The organism is Streptomyces sp. NPDC001933 (assembly GCF_042890955.1).
Taxonomy (GTDB): Bacteria; Actinomycetota; Actinomycetes; order Streptomycetales; family Streptomycetaceae; genus Streptomyces.
Genome location: NZ_JBIASS010000003.1, coordinates 350,949 through 366,231, shown reverse-complemented (window position 1 = coordinate 366,231; position 15,283 = coordinate 350,949). Strand labels below are relative to the sequence as shown.

The following is a 15,283-nucleotide window of genomic DNA, read 5'->3' as shown; positions in this document are numbered from 1 at the left end:
CACGCCCTGCGCGCGCGGCCCCGCCCGCTACTCCTCGACGAGCAGCCGCTCGCGCAGCTGCGCCAGTGTGCGGGCCAGCAGCCGCGAGACGTGCATCTGTGAGATGCCGACCTCCTGCGCGATCTGCGACTGGGTCATGTTGCCGAAGAAGCGCAGCAGCAGGATCCGCTTCTCGCGCGGCGGCAGGTCCTCCAGCAGCGGCTTGAGCGACTCCCGGTACTCGACGCCCTCCAGCGCCTCGTCCTCGGAGCCCAGCGTGTCCGCGACCGCGGGGGACTCGTCGTCCGTGTCCGGCACGTCCAGCGAGAGCGTGCTGTACGCATTGGCCGATTCCAGGCCCTCCAGGACCTCTTCCTCGGAGATGCCCAGCCGCTCCGCCAGCTCGTGGACCGTCGGCGAGCGGCCGTGCTGCTGGGAGAGCTCGGCGGTGGCCGTGGTCAGCGAGAGCCGCAGCTCCTGGAGCCGGCGCGGCACCCGGACCGCCCAGCCCTTGTCACGGAAGTGGCGCTTGATCTCGCCCACGACCGTGGGGGTCGCGTACGTCGAGAACTCGACGCCGCGGTCCGGGTCGAACCGGTCCACCGATTTGATCAGGCCGATGGTGGCGACCTGCGTCAGGTCGTCCAGCGGCTCGCCGCGGTTGCGGAACCGGCGGGCCAGGTGCTCCACGAGCGGCAGATGCATCCGCACCAGCCGATTGCGCAGCTCCGCCTTCTCGGGTGACCCGTCGGGAAGCGCGCGCAGTTCGATGAACAGCGCCCGCGCCCCGCTGCGGTCGTGTGGATCGTGGTGCCCGTGCTCGCTCATCTGGCCTGCCCGCTCCGCCTGCGACTGCTCCACCGCGACCGTACGGCCCGAAGGCCCGTCCGCCCCGTCCACCGGATGGGGCAGGGCCTGCTGCTCCGGGATGCCTGCTGCGCGCACCACCCCTGGTCGCATCGTCTCGTCCCGCACAGGACCGTCCCCGTTCCCGTTGCTCACGCCGGCCCGGGTCCCGCGCCGCGCTGTTTGTAGAGGCTGATGCTGACCGTACGGTCGTCGGCCACCGAGGAGTCGACCTTGCCGGCCAGTGCGGAGAGCACCGTCCAGGCGAAGGTGTCGCGCTCCGGCGCCCGGCCGTCCGTCGTCGGGGCGGCCACCGTCACCTCGAGAGAATCCTCGACGAGCCGGAACACGCAGCTGAGGACGGAGCCCGGCACGGCCTGCTGAAGCAGGATCGCGCAGGCCTCGTCGACCGCGATGCGAAGATCCTCGATCTCGTCGAGAGTGAAGTCCAAGCGCGCTGCGAGACCGGCCGTGGCCGTACGCAGCACCGACAGGTAGGCACCCGCAGCGGGCAGCCGGACCTCTACGAAGTCCTGATTCCCGGGCTCGCCTGCGATCTGGGACACCCTCACCTCCAAGGTGGCACAAACTCTTTCGAGGATCCGGGAAGGGTGCCCCGGAGCCATGTGGTACGTCTTCGGTTCTGGTCCGCGACGCTATCGCGATCCATGATGCCGTGTCGCCAGAGCCCCAGCCCATGGCTGTCACTCATGGTAAGCCCATGAGCACACACAGTGGGTAGGGGTCTGCGGCGGTCAATTACGAACAACCGGCGCCGGTTTGACGTACCCAGACGTCAGACGATCGAACCGTCCTCGAAGCACCATCGCCAGCTCTCGCCGGGTTCGAAGCTCCGCATCACCGGATGGCCGGTCTCCTTGAAGTGTCCCGTGGCGTGCTGGAGCGGTGACGAGTCGCAGCAGCCGACATGGCCGCAGACCAGACAGAGCCGCAGCTGCACGGGGTGGGTGCCCGCGGCGAGGCATCCCGGGCAGGTCGCGCTGAGCGGGGCCGGTTCGGGGCGCGGCAGTACGGACACGTGAGAGCAGTCACTCATGATTGTCAGGTTACGACGGATGCGTGGCCCGTGAATTGCGGATGCGAGGACCGTGGAATGGACGTATTGCCGCTGGTGGGACTGGTCGCGGCCAGTGCGGCGGTGGCGGGGGCGGCCCGCCGTACCCCCGTGCCTGCCCCGCTGCTGCTCGTCACGGTGGGCCTGATCGCCTCCTATCTGCCCGGGGTGCCCACCTACACCCTGGACGCGCACGTCGTGCTGCCGCTGCTGCTGCCCCCGCTGCTCTACACGGCGGCCGTCGACAGCTCGTACCTCGATCTGCGGGCCAATCTCCGGCCGGTCGCGCTGCTCTCGATCGGCTACGTCCTGTTCGCGACCGTCGCGGTCGGCTGGCTGGCGTACCGCCTGGTGCCCGGCCTGCCGCTGACCGCCGCGCTGGTGCTCGGCGCGGTCGTCGCCCCGCCGGACGCGGTCACGGCCGCCGCGATCGCGCGCCGGGTCGGGCTGCCCGGCCGGGTCACGACGATCCTGCAGGGGGAGTCCCTGGTGAACGACGCCACGGCGATCACCGCCTACAAGGTGGCGATCGCCGCCGCCGTGGGCGAGGGCATGAGCTGGGGCGCGGGGATCGGCGAGTTCTTCCTGGCCGCCGTCGGCGGTGTGGTGGTCGGTCTGGCGCTGATGGTGCCGCTGCACTGGCTCCGTACCCATCTCAGGGAATCGCTGCTGCAGAACACGCTGTCGTTGCTGATCCCCTTCGTGGCGTACGCGGCGGCCGAACGCGTACACGCCTCCGGGGTGCTCGCCGTGGTCGTGGTGGCGCTCTACCTGGGCCACCGGTCCTGGCAGGTCGACTTCGCCACCCGGCTCCAGGAGGCGGCCGTCTGGAAGATGGTCGCGTTCATCCTGGAGTCGGCGGTCTTCGCGCTGATCGGGCTCCAGCTGCCCTTCGTGCTGAAGGGGCTCGGCGAATACGCGGTCGGTGAGGCCGTCCGGTACGCGGTGATCGTCTTCCTCGCCGTCGTCGTGGTCCGCTTCATCTGGGTCTACCCGGCGACGTACCTGCCCCGGTGGCTGTCGCGACGGATCAGGGAACGCGAGCCCGACACCGACTGGACGGCGCCGCTGATCGTCGGCTGGGCCGGGATGCGCGGTGTCGTCTCGCTCGCCATCGCCTTCTCCATCCCGTTCGCCATGTCCGACGGGAGCCCCTTCCCGGCCCGCAACCTGGTGCTCTTCCTGACGTTCACCACGGTCATCGGCACCCTGGTCGTCCAGGGGCTCACCCTGCCGCTGCTGGTGCGAGTCCTGAAGCTCCCCGGGCGCGACGCGAAGGCGGAGACGCTGGCCGAGGCGCAGGCCCAGAGCGAGGCCTCCGCGGCGGCCGAGGCACGGCTGGACGAACTGCTCGCCGATCGCCGCAACCAGCTGCCGGGCCCCCTCGCCGACCGGCTCCGCACCGTCCTGGAACGCCGCCGCAACGCCGTGTGGGAACGGCTGGGCGCGGCCAATCCGGTGACCGGGGAGTCGGCGGACGACACCTACCGGCGGCTGGCCCGGGAGATGATCGGCGCCGAGCGCGAGGTCTTCGTGACGCTGCGGGACGAGCGGCGGATCGACGACGAGATGCTGCGGACGCTGCTCAGGCGGCTCGACCTGGAAGAGGCGGCGGCCTACCGGGAGGAGTCCGACGCCCCCTGAGGGCTGCCCGTGACGACCGCCGCGAGCGCGGTTCCCGGAGGGAGCGCGCCCTCCCCGGCCAGTTCGGTGAGCGCGTACAGCAGCTTGGCCACGTAGAGCCGCTCGACGGGCAGGCCGTGCCGCTGCTCGAAGTCGTCGGCGAAGGCGTGCAGCGCCGGGGTCGTACGGGCGTAGCCGCCGAAGTGGAAGCGCTCGTCCAGCGACCAGGCCCCGGCCGGGCCGCCGAACGCCTCCTCCTGGAGTCCGCGCACCGCGTCCCCCAGGAAGCCGCCGCGCAGCACCGGAACGCCGAGGGCGCGCTGCCCCGGCGCGAGCCCGGCGGCGAGCCCGGCGAGGGTGCCCCCGGTGCCGCAGGCCACCGCGACGGCGTCGGCCGCTCCGCGCAGCTCGCGCCCCAGCTCCGCGCACCCCTGTGCGGCCAGGGCGTTGCTGCCGCCCTCCGGGACGACACAGCACTCCCCGAAGAGGCTCAGCAGCCCCGCCAGGACCTCCGGATCACCCTTCGCGCGGTAGGTCGCACGGTCCACGAAGTGCAGGGTCATCCCGTCGGCGGCGCACCGGGCGAGCGAGGGGTTCAGAGGCCGGCCGGCCAGTTCGTCGCCGCGTACCACCCCGACGGTGGGGAAGCCGAGCAGCCGCCCGGCGGCGGCGGTGGCCCGCAGATGGTTGGAGTAGGCGCCGCCGAAGGTCAGCACGGTGCGCCCGGCGGCGGCCCGCAGATTGAGGGAGAGCTTGCGCCATTTGTTGCCGGGCAGATCGGGGTGGATCAGATCGTCCCGCTTGAGCAGCAGCCGGACGCCGTGGCGGGCGAAGCGCTCGTCCTCGACCGGCTGCAGGGGCGAGGGGAGCACCGGTCGCAGCCGGGAGAGGTCGAGTACTTCGGAGGGCATGCCGCAATTGTCGCCGTACGGCACCGTGCCGGGCGGGCGCCGGTCATTTGAGCCGGTCGTGGATGCGGGCCCGCATGGAGTCCATCGTGAAGCCGCGCGGGTCGACCTTGCCCGGCTGCCACTCCTTGTGCCCGATCACCGAGCGGGAGTTCCAGCCGTGGTGGCGGCAGACGGCGGCGGCGGCCTTCTCGATGGCTTCGAGCTGGGCCTCGGGCCAGGGGTCCTCGCCGTCGCCGAGGTTCTCGCACTCGAAGCCGTAGAAGTGCCTGTTCCCGTCGGTGTCGGCCTCGTTGTCGCCGGGGAGGCGCTTCTCGGCGACGACGGCGCGCAGTACGTCGCTGTCGCCGAGTCCGGCGTGGTTGGCGCGGCCGTGGCCGACCAGGTGGACCCGGCCGTCCTTGGCGATCACGCCGTGGCAGAGCGGGCCGGGCAGATCCGGGTAGCCGTCGCGGCAGACGCCCACGGTGGCCTCGGTGCCCCTGGTGACGGTGTGGTGGATCATCACGCCGTTGACCGGGCCCCAGGGGCCCTTGTGGTTGCGGTTGTGGCTGCGCCAGTCGCCGACCTGGACGACGGTGAGCCCCTCGTTCATCAGGACTTCCAGGAACCTGCTCGCGGACATGGGCGAGGACATGGCCGTCTCCTTCGTGCGTGGGGGGAACCAGCCTTGAACAGCCTTGATCCGCTTTTACCGGAATGCCGCTCTCCGGGCCATGCCCTCGGTGGCTGTTCGGACCGTGTGCGATCCGAACCGGTCAGGTCCGCGAGCAGTGGGCCGGATTCAGCCCTGTGCCAGCCACATGTCGGGGCCGAACACCTCGTAGTGGATGTCGGTCGCCGGGATGCCCTTGGCCAGCAGCTGGGTGCGTACGGCACGCATGAAGGGCAGCGGGCCGCAGAGGTAGGCGTGGGTGCCGGGGGCGACGGCGAGGCCGCTCAGGTCGACCAGGCCGGTGCGGTCGGCCGGGTGGCCGGGCTCGGGGTCCTCGTACCAGAAGTGGGCGGCGGCGTCGGGGAGTTTGCCGGTGAGCAGGGCGTGATCGGTACGCATCGCATGGGTGGCGGGGGAGCGGTCGCCGTGCACGACGGTGACCGGGGCGCGGTGTCCGGTCGCCGCGAGGTGCTCCAGCATCGAGAGCATCGGGGTGCAGCCGATGCCCGCGGAGGCGAGCAGGAGCGGTGCGTCGACGGAGTCGAGCACGAGGTCGCCGTACGGGGCGGAGACGCGCAGCACGTCACCGGCCTCCACCTCGGTGTGCAGGTGGCGGGAGACCTCGCCGTCGGGCGAGCCGCCGCCCCGCACCCGCTTGACGGTGATCGAGCGGAGCCGGGAGCCGGGGGCGCTGGAGAGGCTGTACTGGCGTATCTGGCGGGCCCCGTCGGGGAGTTCCACCTGTACGGAGACGTACTGGCCGGGCCGGAAGGCGGGCGTGGGCGCTCCGTCGGCGGGGCGGAGCTGGAAGGTGGCGACGTCGGCGGTCTCCTCGATCCGGGTGACCACCTCCCACTCGCGCCACACGTCGCCGGCGACGACGCCCTGCTGCGCGTACAGCCGCTCCTCGATCGAGATCAGGGCGCCGGCCATCAGCCAGTAGACCTCGTCCCAGGCGGCGGCGACCTCCGGGGTGACCGCGTCGCCGAGCACTTCGGCGATGGCGGCGAAGAGGTGGGTGTGCACGACGTCGTACTGGGCGGGGGTGACGCCGAGCGAGGCGTGCTTGTGGGCGATCCGGCCGAGCATCACGTCGGGGCGGGTGTCCGGGTGCTCGATCAGCTGCGTCGCGAAGGCGGCGATGGAACCCGCGAGGGCCTGCCGCTGGGCGCCGGACGCCTGGTTGCCGCGGTTGAAGAGGTCGCGCAGCAGCTCGGGGTGGGCGTCGAAGAGCTTGCGGTAGAAGAGATCGGCGATGTCTCCGACGGCCGCGCCCACGGCGGGCAGGGTGGCGCGGACGGTGGCGGTCGACGTCTCGGAGAGCATCGGGACTCCTCATGAGTGAATTGGTATTTGAGATGCGTATTTTTGGGCGGCGCGAGGCCGGGCGGTGGGTCCGTGGCGCGTGTGCGCGGTGTGCGGCCGGTGATGTGTGGCGTGCGGCGGCTCAGTCGGGGGCGGGGCGACCGCTGCTGATGCCGATCAGCAGCGGTCCGGTGGGGGGTGCGACGAGTTCGGTGACGGTGAGCGGATCGAGGGAGGCGTAGAAGGCCTCCTCCGCCTGGCGCAGGGCGCCGCGCAGCCGGCAGGCCGAGCGCAGGGGGCACGGGGTGGTGCCCTCGCAGTCGACGACGTCGCCGGGTCCCTCCAGTTTCCGGACCAGTCCGCCGATCGAGGCGGAGCGCCCTGCTCCGGTGAGGCTGAGCCCGCCGCCGCGACCCCGTCGCGCCTCGATCAGGCCGAGGTGCTGGAGCTTGGCGACGACCTTCGCGGCGTGGGTGTACGGCACCTGCATGGTGGCCGCCACCTCCCGGGTGGTCGGCGGATCCTCGTTCTCCACGACGGCGAGGCGCATCAGTACGCGCAGCGCCACGTCGGTGAATCTCGTCAGCCGCATGACAACCACCGTAGATAAGTTGCATCGAGGATGCAACTTAAGTCCACTCGCGGAGGTCGCTGTGCGTTGTGCCCAGCCCAAAGCCGATTAGTCACACTCTTTTGTGTAATGGCGCGACCGCTCTCCGTGCTGAAAGGCTTCTTCGCGCAGGTCAGCCGAAGAATCGAGAGGACGACAGATGTCCGTTGGTGAAGAGGTTCAGAACGCGTCGTTGCCGCCGCAGCAGAGCCTGGGGACGGCAGCGGCGCGGAACCTCGCGACGACCACCAAGTCCGCCCCGCAGATGCAGGAGATCACCTCGCGGTGGCTGCTGAAGATGCTGCCGTGGGTGCAGGTGCAAGGTGGTACCTACCGGGTGAACCGCCGGCTGAGCTACGCGGTCGGGGACGGCAGGGTGACCTTTGTGCAGACCGGTGACCGGGTCGCGGTCATCCCGGCCGAGCTCGGTGAGCTTCCCGCCCTGCGGGACTTCGGTCACGAGGAGGTGCTGGGCGAGCTCGCCCGGCGCTGCGAGCAGCGCGAGATCGCGGCGGGGCAGGTGCTGGCCGCGTCGGGGGACGCGGCGGACAGCGTCTATCTGCTGGCGCACGGCAAGGTCGAGAAGATCGGCACCGGCCCGTACGGGGACGAGACGGTGCTCGGGGTCCACGCCGACGGGGCCTACTTCGGGGACCAGGCCCTGGTCGACGGCGACGCCGTCTGGGAGTACACCGCCCGCGCCGTCACCGCCTGTACGGTGCTGACACTGAGCCGGGCCGACGTGCTGAACCTCGCCGAGCGGGCGCAGCCGCTCCGCGACCATCTCGCCGGACTGCTCAACATCCCGCAGCAGCGCACCAACAAGTACGGCGAGGCGGCGATCGACCTCTCCGCCGGCCACGTCGGCGAAGCCGTCGTCCCGCACACGTACGTCGACTACGACGCGGCGCCCCGCGAGTACGAACTGAGCGTCGCCCAGACCGTGCTGAAGGTCCACAGCCGGGTCGCCGACCTCTACAACCAGCCGATGAACCAGACCGAGCAGCAGTTGCGGCTCACGGTCGAGGCGCTGCGCGAGCGCCAGGAGCACGAGCTGATCAACAACCGCGAGTTCGGGCTGCTCAACAACTGCGACTACGGGCAGCGCCTCCAGCCGCACGACGGCGTGCCCGGCCCCGACGACATGGACGAACTGCTCTCGCGCCGCCGCGGGTCGAAGCTCTTCCTCGCCCACCCGAGGGCCATCGCCGCGTTCGGCCGCGAGTGCAACAGGCGCGGTCTGGTACCGCAGAGCGTCGACCTCGGCGGACAGCATGTGCCGGCCTGGCGAGGGGTGCCGATCCTCCCGTGCAACAAGATCCCGGTCACCGACGCCCGGACCACGTCGATCATCTGCATGAGGACGGGTGAGGACGAGCAGGGCGTCATCGGACTCCAGCAGACCGGCATCCCCGACGAGATCGAGCCCAGCCTCTCGGTCCGCTTCATGGGGATCGACGAGCAGGCGATCATCTCCTATCTGGTGACGGCCTACTACTCCGCGGCCGTCCTCGTGCCGGACGCCCTGGGCGTACTGGAGAACGTCGAGGTCAGCCGCTGGCGGTAGCCCCGCGGGGGTCCGGACGACGATGTCCGGGCCCCGTCAACCTCCGCCACCGGGCAGCGGTGCCCGGGGCGGCCTCGGGAGGACGCCCCAGTGAAGACCCACCATGTACCCCAACCACCCAAACCCCGGGCCCCGGGCGACGACGCCCCGGCCGCCCCCGTGGCGCAGGGCCAGGAGGGCGCGGCTCTCCTGGAGGAGACCCGGGCCCTGGTCGATCCCCGACTGCGCGCCGCCGTCGAATCCTTACCCGGATCGATCCGCCGCGTCGCGATGTACCACTTCGGCTGGCAGGAGGCCGACGGCACCCCGGCCTCGGGGCCGGCCGGAAAGGCGATCCGGCCCGCCCTGGTCCTCGCCGCCGCCCGCGCGCTGGGCGGCGATCCGGAACGGGCGGTACGGGCGGCCGTCGCCGTGGAGCTGGCACACAACTTCACGCTGCTGCACGACGACGTCATCGACGAGGACCGGACCCGCCGCCACCGGCCCACGGCCTGGGCGGTCTTCGGCATCCCCGACGCCGTGATCGCGGGCGACGCCATGCTCGCCCTCGCCCAGCGGCTGCTGGCCGAGGATCCGGACCCGGCCTCGGCCCGTGCCTCGGCGCGGCTCTCGGCCTGTGTCATCGAGCTGTGCGCGGGCCAGCAGGCCGACTGCGCCTTCGAGGACCGGGGCCCCGACGAGGTCACGCTGGACGAGTGCCTGACCATGGCCACCGCCAAGACCGGAGCCCTGCTCGGCTGTGCGTGCGCACTGGGGGCGCTGTACGCGGGCGCTGAGGAGCGGGCGGTCCGGGGAATGGACGGCTTCGGCCGGGAGGCGGGCCTCGCCTTCCAGCTCATCGACGACCTGATCGGCATCTGGGGGGACCCGGCGCGGACCGGGAAGCCGGTCGGGGCGGATCTCGTCGCCCACAAGAAGTCGCTGCCCGTCGTCGCCGCGCTGACCTCCGGCACCTCGGCCGCGGCCGAACTCGCCACGCTCTACCGGGGATCGATGAACACCCCGGGTGAGGTGAGCCGGGCTGCCGACGCCGTCGACCGGGCCGGCGGCCGGGACTGGGCGCAGATCGCCGCGGCGGACCGGATGGCCCGCGCCGTCCACCATCTGTCCCGGGCGGTCCCCGACCTGGCCCGGGCCGGCGACCTCCTGGCCCTGGCGGAGTTCGTGACCCGCCGGACGAACTGACCACGAACCACCGGGACCGGGAACGGTGAAGGCGCGGAGGAAGGAGACCGGGACCGAGGAGAGCGGAATCGAAGAGACCGGACCCGAGGAGAGCGGAACGGAGGAGCCCGGAACGGAGGAGCCCGGAACCGGGGGGAACGGAACAAGGCGCCGAGGTCACAAGGCCCGTGACGGGAAACGGAGGGCGATCGGGCGACTGTCATGGGCACGGGCTACAGTCCGTGCCCATGACAGATGAGTCATGGGCGGGGTGGTACCGGGACCGACAGGGTTCCGACGCCGTCGTCCTCACCACCGACGGACAGCAACTACGCCTCCGGACAAGAGGCATCGACTTCGAGGGCGCGAGCTTCGACGGCCTCACCCCGGCCGCCGGCGCGCCACCGGCCGACGACCGGTTCGTCCTGGTGGACGGTGCGCTGAGCGACTGCGTCCTGGAGTGGGACCTGCCGCTCCCGGTCATCTGGGACGGAGCGGTCCACCAGGCAACGCTCAGCTGCCTGTTGTCGCTGCGCCGACCCGATTCGCACCTCAGCCTCGAATTGCAGTTCGGCGGTGCGGCCTACGCGTCCCATCGCGCCGAGAGCGACTTCGCGTCCGCGCTCGCCACCATCCAGCGCGCGCTGCCGCCCGGGGTGCGACTCCAGACCTGCATCGCCTGCGCCTTCTCGGACTACTTCCCGGCCCCGGCCGCGGTGCGCGGACTGTCCGGCGGCCTCGCCTGCTTCCGGGGCGCCAAGGACGCCTACCGCGAGGCGGCCGGTGAGGGTGATCTCCGGGATCTGTGGGACCGGCGTACCGGATTCGTCCAGGAGATCTGGAGCTGCCGCGAGTACGAGCCCCGCCCGGACACCGGCGCGGGCACCGGACACCGGGGCGCGTTCCCGCTGGAACACGCCTGAGGCGAGGGGGCGCGGACCGGCCCGAAGCGGCCACCCCGTCCTACGAGGTGGCCGCTTCGGGCCGGTGAGGCCTGTGCTGTGCGGTGAGGCGCTGTGCTGTGCGGTGCGTCCGGACCGTACGGGGTCAGGAGGCGCTGCGCGCGAGTCCGGCCGCGAAGCCGTACTGCCACAGGTAGTTGACTTGGCTGCGCTCGTTCGCGTCGGGGTACGGGTTGGTACAGGACGGGCCGGGGCCGCCGCCCGACATCAGTTCGCTGCACGGGCCGGAGTAGTGGTCCGGAAGGCCGAGCACATGCCCGGTCTCGTGCGTGGTGACGCGGGTCGAGTCGTACTGCTGGTTCTGCGCGTAGTCCAGGAAGATGTACCCGTTGCCGTGACCGTCGGTGCTCGCGTACGAGCCCCTGGAGTCGTTGCCCTCGTAGTAGGCGAAGTCGGCGTTCGAGCCTTCCTGCAGCCGGACGGTGGAGACGGAGCTGTTCCAGATCTGCGCGCTGTTGGCTATCGAGCTGCGGAAACTCGGCGCGTTGGCCGCGCTGTAGACGACGGTGACCGACTGGGCGCCGGGGTTCGCCGCCCGCTTCTTCGCCACGGACTTGGCGACCGCCTCGAAGAACGCCTTGTTCGCGGCGGCGTTCTCGTGCGACCCGGCGTAGGCGGTGTAGCCCGCGCGGGCCTGCGAAGCGGTGTCGGCGAGTGCGGCGGCGGGGGCCGGGGAGGCGGCGATGGCGGGGGCGGTGCCGAGCGCGGCCGCGAGGCCGAAGCCGAGGCCGACCACGGCCGACATGACGGTCCTGGGGTGTCTCATGGGGGGTCTCCTACCGGTAACCGGTCCGATGAACCCGTCCGATGATCGGACCCGGACGGGTGCGGTACGCAGAGAGTGTCGGGGAGCCGGAGCCCGTGCGGATGATGTCAACCGGCGATAACACCGCCCTATCGCCGTCCTGTCGCCGCCCTGTCACCGGACTGCTGCCACCCCGGGTACTGCCGTCGAAGCGTTCCCCAACTCCAGGTGAATTAACGGACTTTGATGCGATTGGGGAGTCTGGTGCGACCGTCGCCCGCCGCCCTACGCTCGACCGTATGGAGCTTGAGGTGAGACACCTCAGGGCGCTGTGCGCCATCGCGGACACGGGCAGCCTGCACCAAGCCGCCCGCAGACTGGGCGTGAGCCAGCCCTCCCTGACCACCCAGCTGCGCCGGATCGAGAACACCCTGGGCGCCGAACTGTTCAGCCGCGAACGGACCGGCTGCCGCCCGACGTTGCTCGGCCGCGCCGTCCTCAGCCGGGCCCGCCCCCTGGTCGACGGGATGACCGCCCTGGTCAGCGACGCGAAGGCGGAGGCCGACGCGGTCCGGGCCTCCGGGCCGCGGCTGCGCATCGGCTGCACCGCGAGCCGCGTCATCGGCGGCTGGCTGCGCAGGCTGCGACTCCGGCTGCCCGACACGGACATCTCGCTGCGGGTCGACGTATCGGCCCGCGCACTGCTGCGCGACATTGCGACGGGCGGGCTCGACGTCGCCTTCGTCCACGAGGTCGAGGGCTGCCCGCTGGCCGTCCCCGACGGCCTGGAACAGCGCGTACTCCTGGACCGCGAACCGCAGTTCATCTCCATGGCCAGGGACCATCCGGCCGCAGCCCGGCCCGTGGTCGACCTCGTCGATCTGGCCGGCGACCGGTGGATGGTCGACCCCACGGTGGACGGTGAATGGGACGGGCTGCGCCGGGTGTTCGGCGAGGCCGGGCTCGCGCCGACCGTCCTGCACGGCGACTACCTCACCGCCGCCTCCCTCGTCGTGCTCGGCGAGGCGGTCGCCCCCTGCCAGCCCACCTCCGGACCGCGCGACGACATGGCCATCCGCCCACTGCGCGACGACCCCCTCGCCGTACGGCTGCTGCTGGTGTCCCGGCCGGGCGCCGACATGGGTGCGGTGTACGGGGAGCTGGAGGCGGCCTACTGCGAGGCGGCCCGGCGCGCTGCCGGGTACCACCAGTGGCTGCTGCGCAACCGAAGCCCGCTCGCCCGCACGCCGTGACGAACGCGGCCCGCCCGCCCCGACGCCGTGACGAACCGCTTCCCGATTCCGCCGAGAGCGAGGACCGGTTCCCAGCAGGCCGCCAGGCGGGCAGAGTCGGGCCCATGAGGCTTCTGATGCTGGGCGGTACGGAATTCGTGGGACGCGCCGTCACCGAGGCGGCGCTGGCGCGGGGCTGGGAGGTCACGGTGTTCCACCGCGGCCGGCACGGGCCCCCGCCGGGTGTGGCGGAGCTCCTGGGCGACCGCACCACCGAGGACGGCCTGGCCGCCCTGGCGGGCGACGGCGAGGGTTCCGGCGATGGGTACACCTGGGACCTGGTGGTGGACACCTGGAGCGGCGCCCCCTCGGCCGTGCGGGACGCGGCCCGTCTGCTGGCGGACCGGGCCGCCCGGTACGCGTACGTCTCCAGCCGCTCCGTGTACGAATACCCGGCCCCGGCCGGCCTGGCGGAGGACGGTCCGCTGGTGGCCGGTGCCTCGCCCGACGCGGGCGGTGACGTCTCGTACCCGCTGGCCAAGCGCGGCGGCGAACTGGCCGCGTTCGACGCCTTCGGGGACCGGGCCCTGTTCGCCCGCGCGGGACTGATCCTGGGGCCCTGGGAGAACATCGGCCGACTGCCCTGGTGGCTGGGGCGGATCGCCCGCGGCGGACCCGTACTGGCCCCGGGCACGCCGGACGTGGCGCTTCAGTACATCGACGCCCGCGACCTCGCGAACTGGCTGCTGGACGCGGCCGACAACGGTCTGCACGGGCCGTACGACCTGGTCAGCCGGCCGGGGCACGCCACGATGGGGCAACTGCTGGACGCCTGTGTGCGGTTCACCGGCTCCGACGCGGAACTGCGCTGGACGCCCGCGGAGAGGATCCTCGCGGCCGGTGTGGAGCCATGGGCCGATCTGCCGGTCTGGCTGCCGCCGGGCGAGCTGTACGAGGCGATCCACGGGGGCGACGTCAGCCGGGCGTACGCGACCGGCCTGCGCTGCCGCCCGGTCGAGGATACGGTCGCCGACACCTGGAAGTGGCTGGAGGAGCTGGGCGGGGTGGCGCCGCAGCGACCGGACCGGCCCGCGGTCGGCCTGGACCCGGACGTGGAGGCCGGACTGCTGGCGGAAGGGGGCTGACGCACCGCCAGGGATCGTGAAGCGCCGCGCGGGTGCGCCCCCGGGCGCGGAACCGGGCGCGGTCCTGGGTATCGGGGTCGGTCCGGGCGTGGCGCTCCTGCCGCTTGTAGGAAAAGTTGCATATTGCCCTGTATGGCAACACATGCGCGTGCGCGCGGCAACGGTATCCGGGCGGCGGTGGCCATGGCGGCGGCCGCGGCAATGGTGGGCACGACGGCGTCCATCGCTCTCGCCGACCCGCTGCCCGGCGGGCTCGGTCCGTGTCTGGGCAGCGACTGCCCGACGACCTGGCTCGATCCGAACAGCGGGCCCGTCACCCACCACGACCGCAACATCAACATCTTCGTCGGCGGCGACTTCCTGGTCCGGGAGGCCGCCGCCGAGGCCGAGGGGAAGATCGTCACCCTCGGGCGGTTCGACATGAACAAGCGCGAGGGTGCCTCGCAGGTCTACAACGTCGGCGTGGCCGGCGGGGGCTCCCGGGTGCCGCCCCCCGACGACTCCGACTACCTGACCGTGGGCGGGCCTCTGTCCATCGCGACCGGGCAGCGGCTGCTCGCCGAGGAGGGAACGAACCACGGCGTGGTCAAGTACGCCCGGACCGTCAGTGGAACGGTGATCCCGGACCCGGTCCACGAAGCGGACGCCACGGCCCCGTACGCGGACCTGCGCGACGAGCTGACCGCGGCCAGCCACTGCTACGCGTACGACGACAACCAGGACCACCGCCGCCCCGCCACCGGCACCGTGGTCAACTCCGGTTCCGAGACGGTCTTCACCGGCGACGGCACCTCGCCCCTCCAGGTGTTCGCCGTGGACGCCGATCTGGTCTCGGCCCAGGGCGGCCAGCAGGGCACCACGTTCGCCGCGATCCCGGACGGCGCGACGGTGCTCGTCAACGTCTACGGGAGCAGCCGCAACATCAGCACGCTGATGGGCTCGCTGCCGCAGGCCGGGCTCCGCGAGCACCTGCTGTGGAACTTCCCGGACGCCACCGAGGTCGGTCTGCACGGCACCGGGCAGTTCCAGGGCAGCGTGCTGATCGGCCGGCAGTTCAGTACCACCATCCTGGACATGAGCGGCACCAACGGCCGTTTCTACACCGCCGGTTCGCTGACCCACACCTCGGCGGGCGAGTCGGGCGGCCAGGAGCTGCACGCCTACCGGTTCGACGGCGATCTGCCGGGCTGAGGCGAGGAGCCGACTCCCACCCCGACGCCGACGGACACGCCGACCCCGACCCCGACGGACAGGCCCACGCCGACCCCGACGGACACCCCCACACCGAAGCCCACCCACACCCCGACCCACACCCCGGGCCCGAAGCCGACCCCGTCCCACACCTGGCCGCACAAGCCCGACGGGCCCGACTGGCCGCACAAGCCCCACCCCGGGGGCGAGCTCCCGCACACGGGCGCGCGGCGGTGAATGGATTCTCGGCGGAATCGCCGCCACTCTGCTCGCGGC

General features: G+C 72.0%; 15 protein-coding genes. 7 read left to right on the top strand and 8 right to left on the bottom strand.

What is annotated here, in order from left to right:
• Positions 1 to 27 precede the first annotated feature (27 nt).
• The 3 genes from ACFYY7_RS09435 to ACFYY7_RS09425 all read right to left on the bottom strand — a co-directional run bounded on the left by ACFYY7_RS09435 (position 28) and on the right by ACFYY7_RS09425 (position 1,882).
• Positions 28 to 981 carry an RNA polymerase sigma factor SigF gene (locus ACFYY7_RS09435; RefSeq protein ID WP_382934735.1) on the bottom strand — a complete coding sequence of 318 codons (954 nt, stop codon included), beginning with the start codon at positions 979 to 981 and terminating at the stop codon, positions 28 to 30.
• Positions 978 to 1,391: an anti-sigma regulatory factor gene (locus ACFYY7_RS09430; protein ID WP_072483809.1), complete on the bottom strand. Its 414-nt coding sequence runs from the start codon at positions 1,389 to 1,391 to the stop codon at positions 978 to 980. The genes ACFYY7_RS09435 and ACFYY7_RS09430 overlap by 4 nt, the downstream gene beginning before the upstream one ends.
• A 230-nt stretch (positions 1,392 to 1,621) precedes the next feature.
• Complete coding sequence (locus tag ACFYY7_RS09425; protein ID WP_358948954.1) at positions 1,622 to 1,882, bottom strand: UBP-type zinc finger domain-containing protein; 261 nt, start codon at positions 1,880 to 1,882, stop codon at positions 1,622 to 1,624.
• A gap of 57 nt (positions 1,883 to 1,939) precedes the next feature.
• Between ACFYY7_RS09425 and ACFYY7_RS09420 the strand changes: the two genes are divergently transcribed.
• The gene (locus ACFYY7_RS09420; protein WP_388659057.1) at positions 1,940 to 3,544 is read left to right on the top strand and encodes a Na+/H+ antiporter; all 1,605 of its coding nucleotides are present in this window, start codon (positions 1,940 to 1,942) and stop codon (positions 3,542 to 3,544) included.
• Here ACFYY7_RS09420 and ACFYY7_RS09415 read toward each other — a convergent pair.
• From ACFYY7_RS09415 to ACFYY7_RS09400, 4 genes are all read right to left on the bottom strand, one after another.
• On the bottom strand, positions 3,517 to 4,434 hold the full coding sequence (locus ACFYY7_RS09415) for a 1-aminocyclopropane-1-carboxylate deaminase/D-cysteine desulfhydrase (protein ID WP_388659055.1): 918 nt from the start codon (positions 4,432 to 4,434) through the stop codon (positions 3,517 to 3,519). The two genes, ACFYY7_RS09420 and ACFYY7_RS09415, sit on opposite strands and share 28 nt — an antisense overlap.
• A 43-nt stretch (positions 4,435 to 4,477) precedes the next feature.
• Positions 4,478 to 5,068 (bottom strand): N-acetylmuramoyl-L-alanine amidase, encoded by a 591-nt coding sequence (locus tag ACFYY7_RS09410; RefSeq protein WP_388659052.1) that lies wholly within the window; start codon positions 5,066 to 5,068, stop codon positions 4,478 to 4,480.
• Positions 5,069 to 5,215: 147 nt separating this feature from the next.
• Positions 5,216 to 6,412 carry a globin domain-containing protein gene (locus tag ACFYY7_RS09405; RefSeq protein ID WP_388659049.1) on the bottom strand — a complete coding sequence of 399 codons (1,197 nt, stop codon included), beginning with the start codon at positions 6,410 to 6,412 and terminating at the stop codon, positions 5,216 to 5,218.
• Positions 6,413 to 6,533: 121 nt separating this feature from the next.
• On the bottom strand, positions 6,534 to 6,983 hold the full coding sequence (locus tag ACFYY7_RS09400) for an RrF2 family transcriptional regulator (protein WP_388659047.1): 450 nt from the start codon (positions 6,981 to 6,983) through the stop codon (positions 6,534 to 6,536).
• 178 nt (positions 6,984 to 7,161) lie between these two features.
• Here ACFYY7_RS09400 and ACFYY7_RS09395 point away from each other — a divergent pair, with 178 nt between their 5' ends.
• From ACFYY7_RS09395 to ACFYY7_RS09385, 3 genes are all read left to right on the top strand, one after another.
• A complete protein-coding gene (locus ACFYY7_RS09395) occupies positions 7,162 to 8,568 on the top strand; it encodes a family 2B encapsulin nanocompartment shell protein (protein ID WP_388659044.1) in 1,407 nt (468 codons plus the stop codon).
• A gap of 159 nt (positions 8,569 to 8,727) precedes the next feature.
• Positions 8,728 to 9,753 (top strand): family 2 encapsulin nanocompartment cargo protein polyprenyl transferase, encoded by a 1,026-nt coding sequence (locus ACFYY7_RS09390; RefSeq protein ID WP_388659773.1) that lies wholly within the window; start codon positions 8,728 to 8,730, stop codon positions 9,751 to 9,753.
• 227 nt (positions 9,754 to 9,980) lie between these two features.
• On the top strand, positions 9,981 to 10,655 hold the full coding sequence (locus tag ACFYY7_RS09385) for a DUF6304 family protein (RefSeq protein ID WP_266729780.1): 675 nt from the start codon (positions 9,981 to 9,983) through the stop codon (positions 10,653 to 10,655).
• A gap of 124 nt (positions 10,656 to 10,779) precedes the next feature.
• Here ACFYY7_RS09385 and snpA read toward each other — a convergent pair whose 3' ends face one another.
• Positions 10,780 to 11,460 carry a snapalysin gene (gene snpA / locus ACFYY7_RS09380; protein WP_388659040.1) on the bottom strand — a complete coding sequence of 227 codons (681 nt, stop codon included), beginning with the start codon at positions 11,458 to 11,460 and terminating at the stop codon, positions 10,780 to 10,782.
• Positions 11,461 to 11,738: 278 nt separating this feature from the next.
• Between snpA and ACFYY7_RS09375 the strand changes: the two genes are divergently transcribed.
• From ACFYY7_RS09375 to ACFYY7_RS09365, 3 genes are all read left to right on the top strand, one after another.
• Positions 11,739 to 12,692, top strand: a complete 954-nt coding sequence (locus ACFYY7_RS09375) for a LysR family transcriptional regulator (RefSeq protein ID WP_351261994.1) — start codon at positions 11,739 to 11,741, stop codon at positions 12,690 to 12,692.
• Between the two features lie 116 nt (positions 12,693 to 12,808).
• Complete coding sequence (locus ACFYY7_RS09370; RefSeq protein WP_388659769.1) at positions 12,809 to 13,816, top strand: NAD-dependent epimerase/dehydratase family protein; 1,008 nt, start codon at positions 12,809 to 12,811, stop codon at positions 13,814 to 13,816.
• Between the two features lie 132 nt (positions 13,817 to 13,948).
• Positions 13,949 to 15,007 carry a choice-of-anchor A family protein gene (locus tag ACFYY7_RS09365; RefSeq protein WP_388659037.1) on the top strand — a complete coding sequence of 353 codons (1,059 nt, stop codon included), beginning with the start codon at positions 13,949 to 13,951 and terminating at the stop codon, positions 15,005 to 15,007.
• Positions 15,008 to 15,283 lie beyond the last annotated feature (276 nt).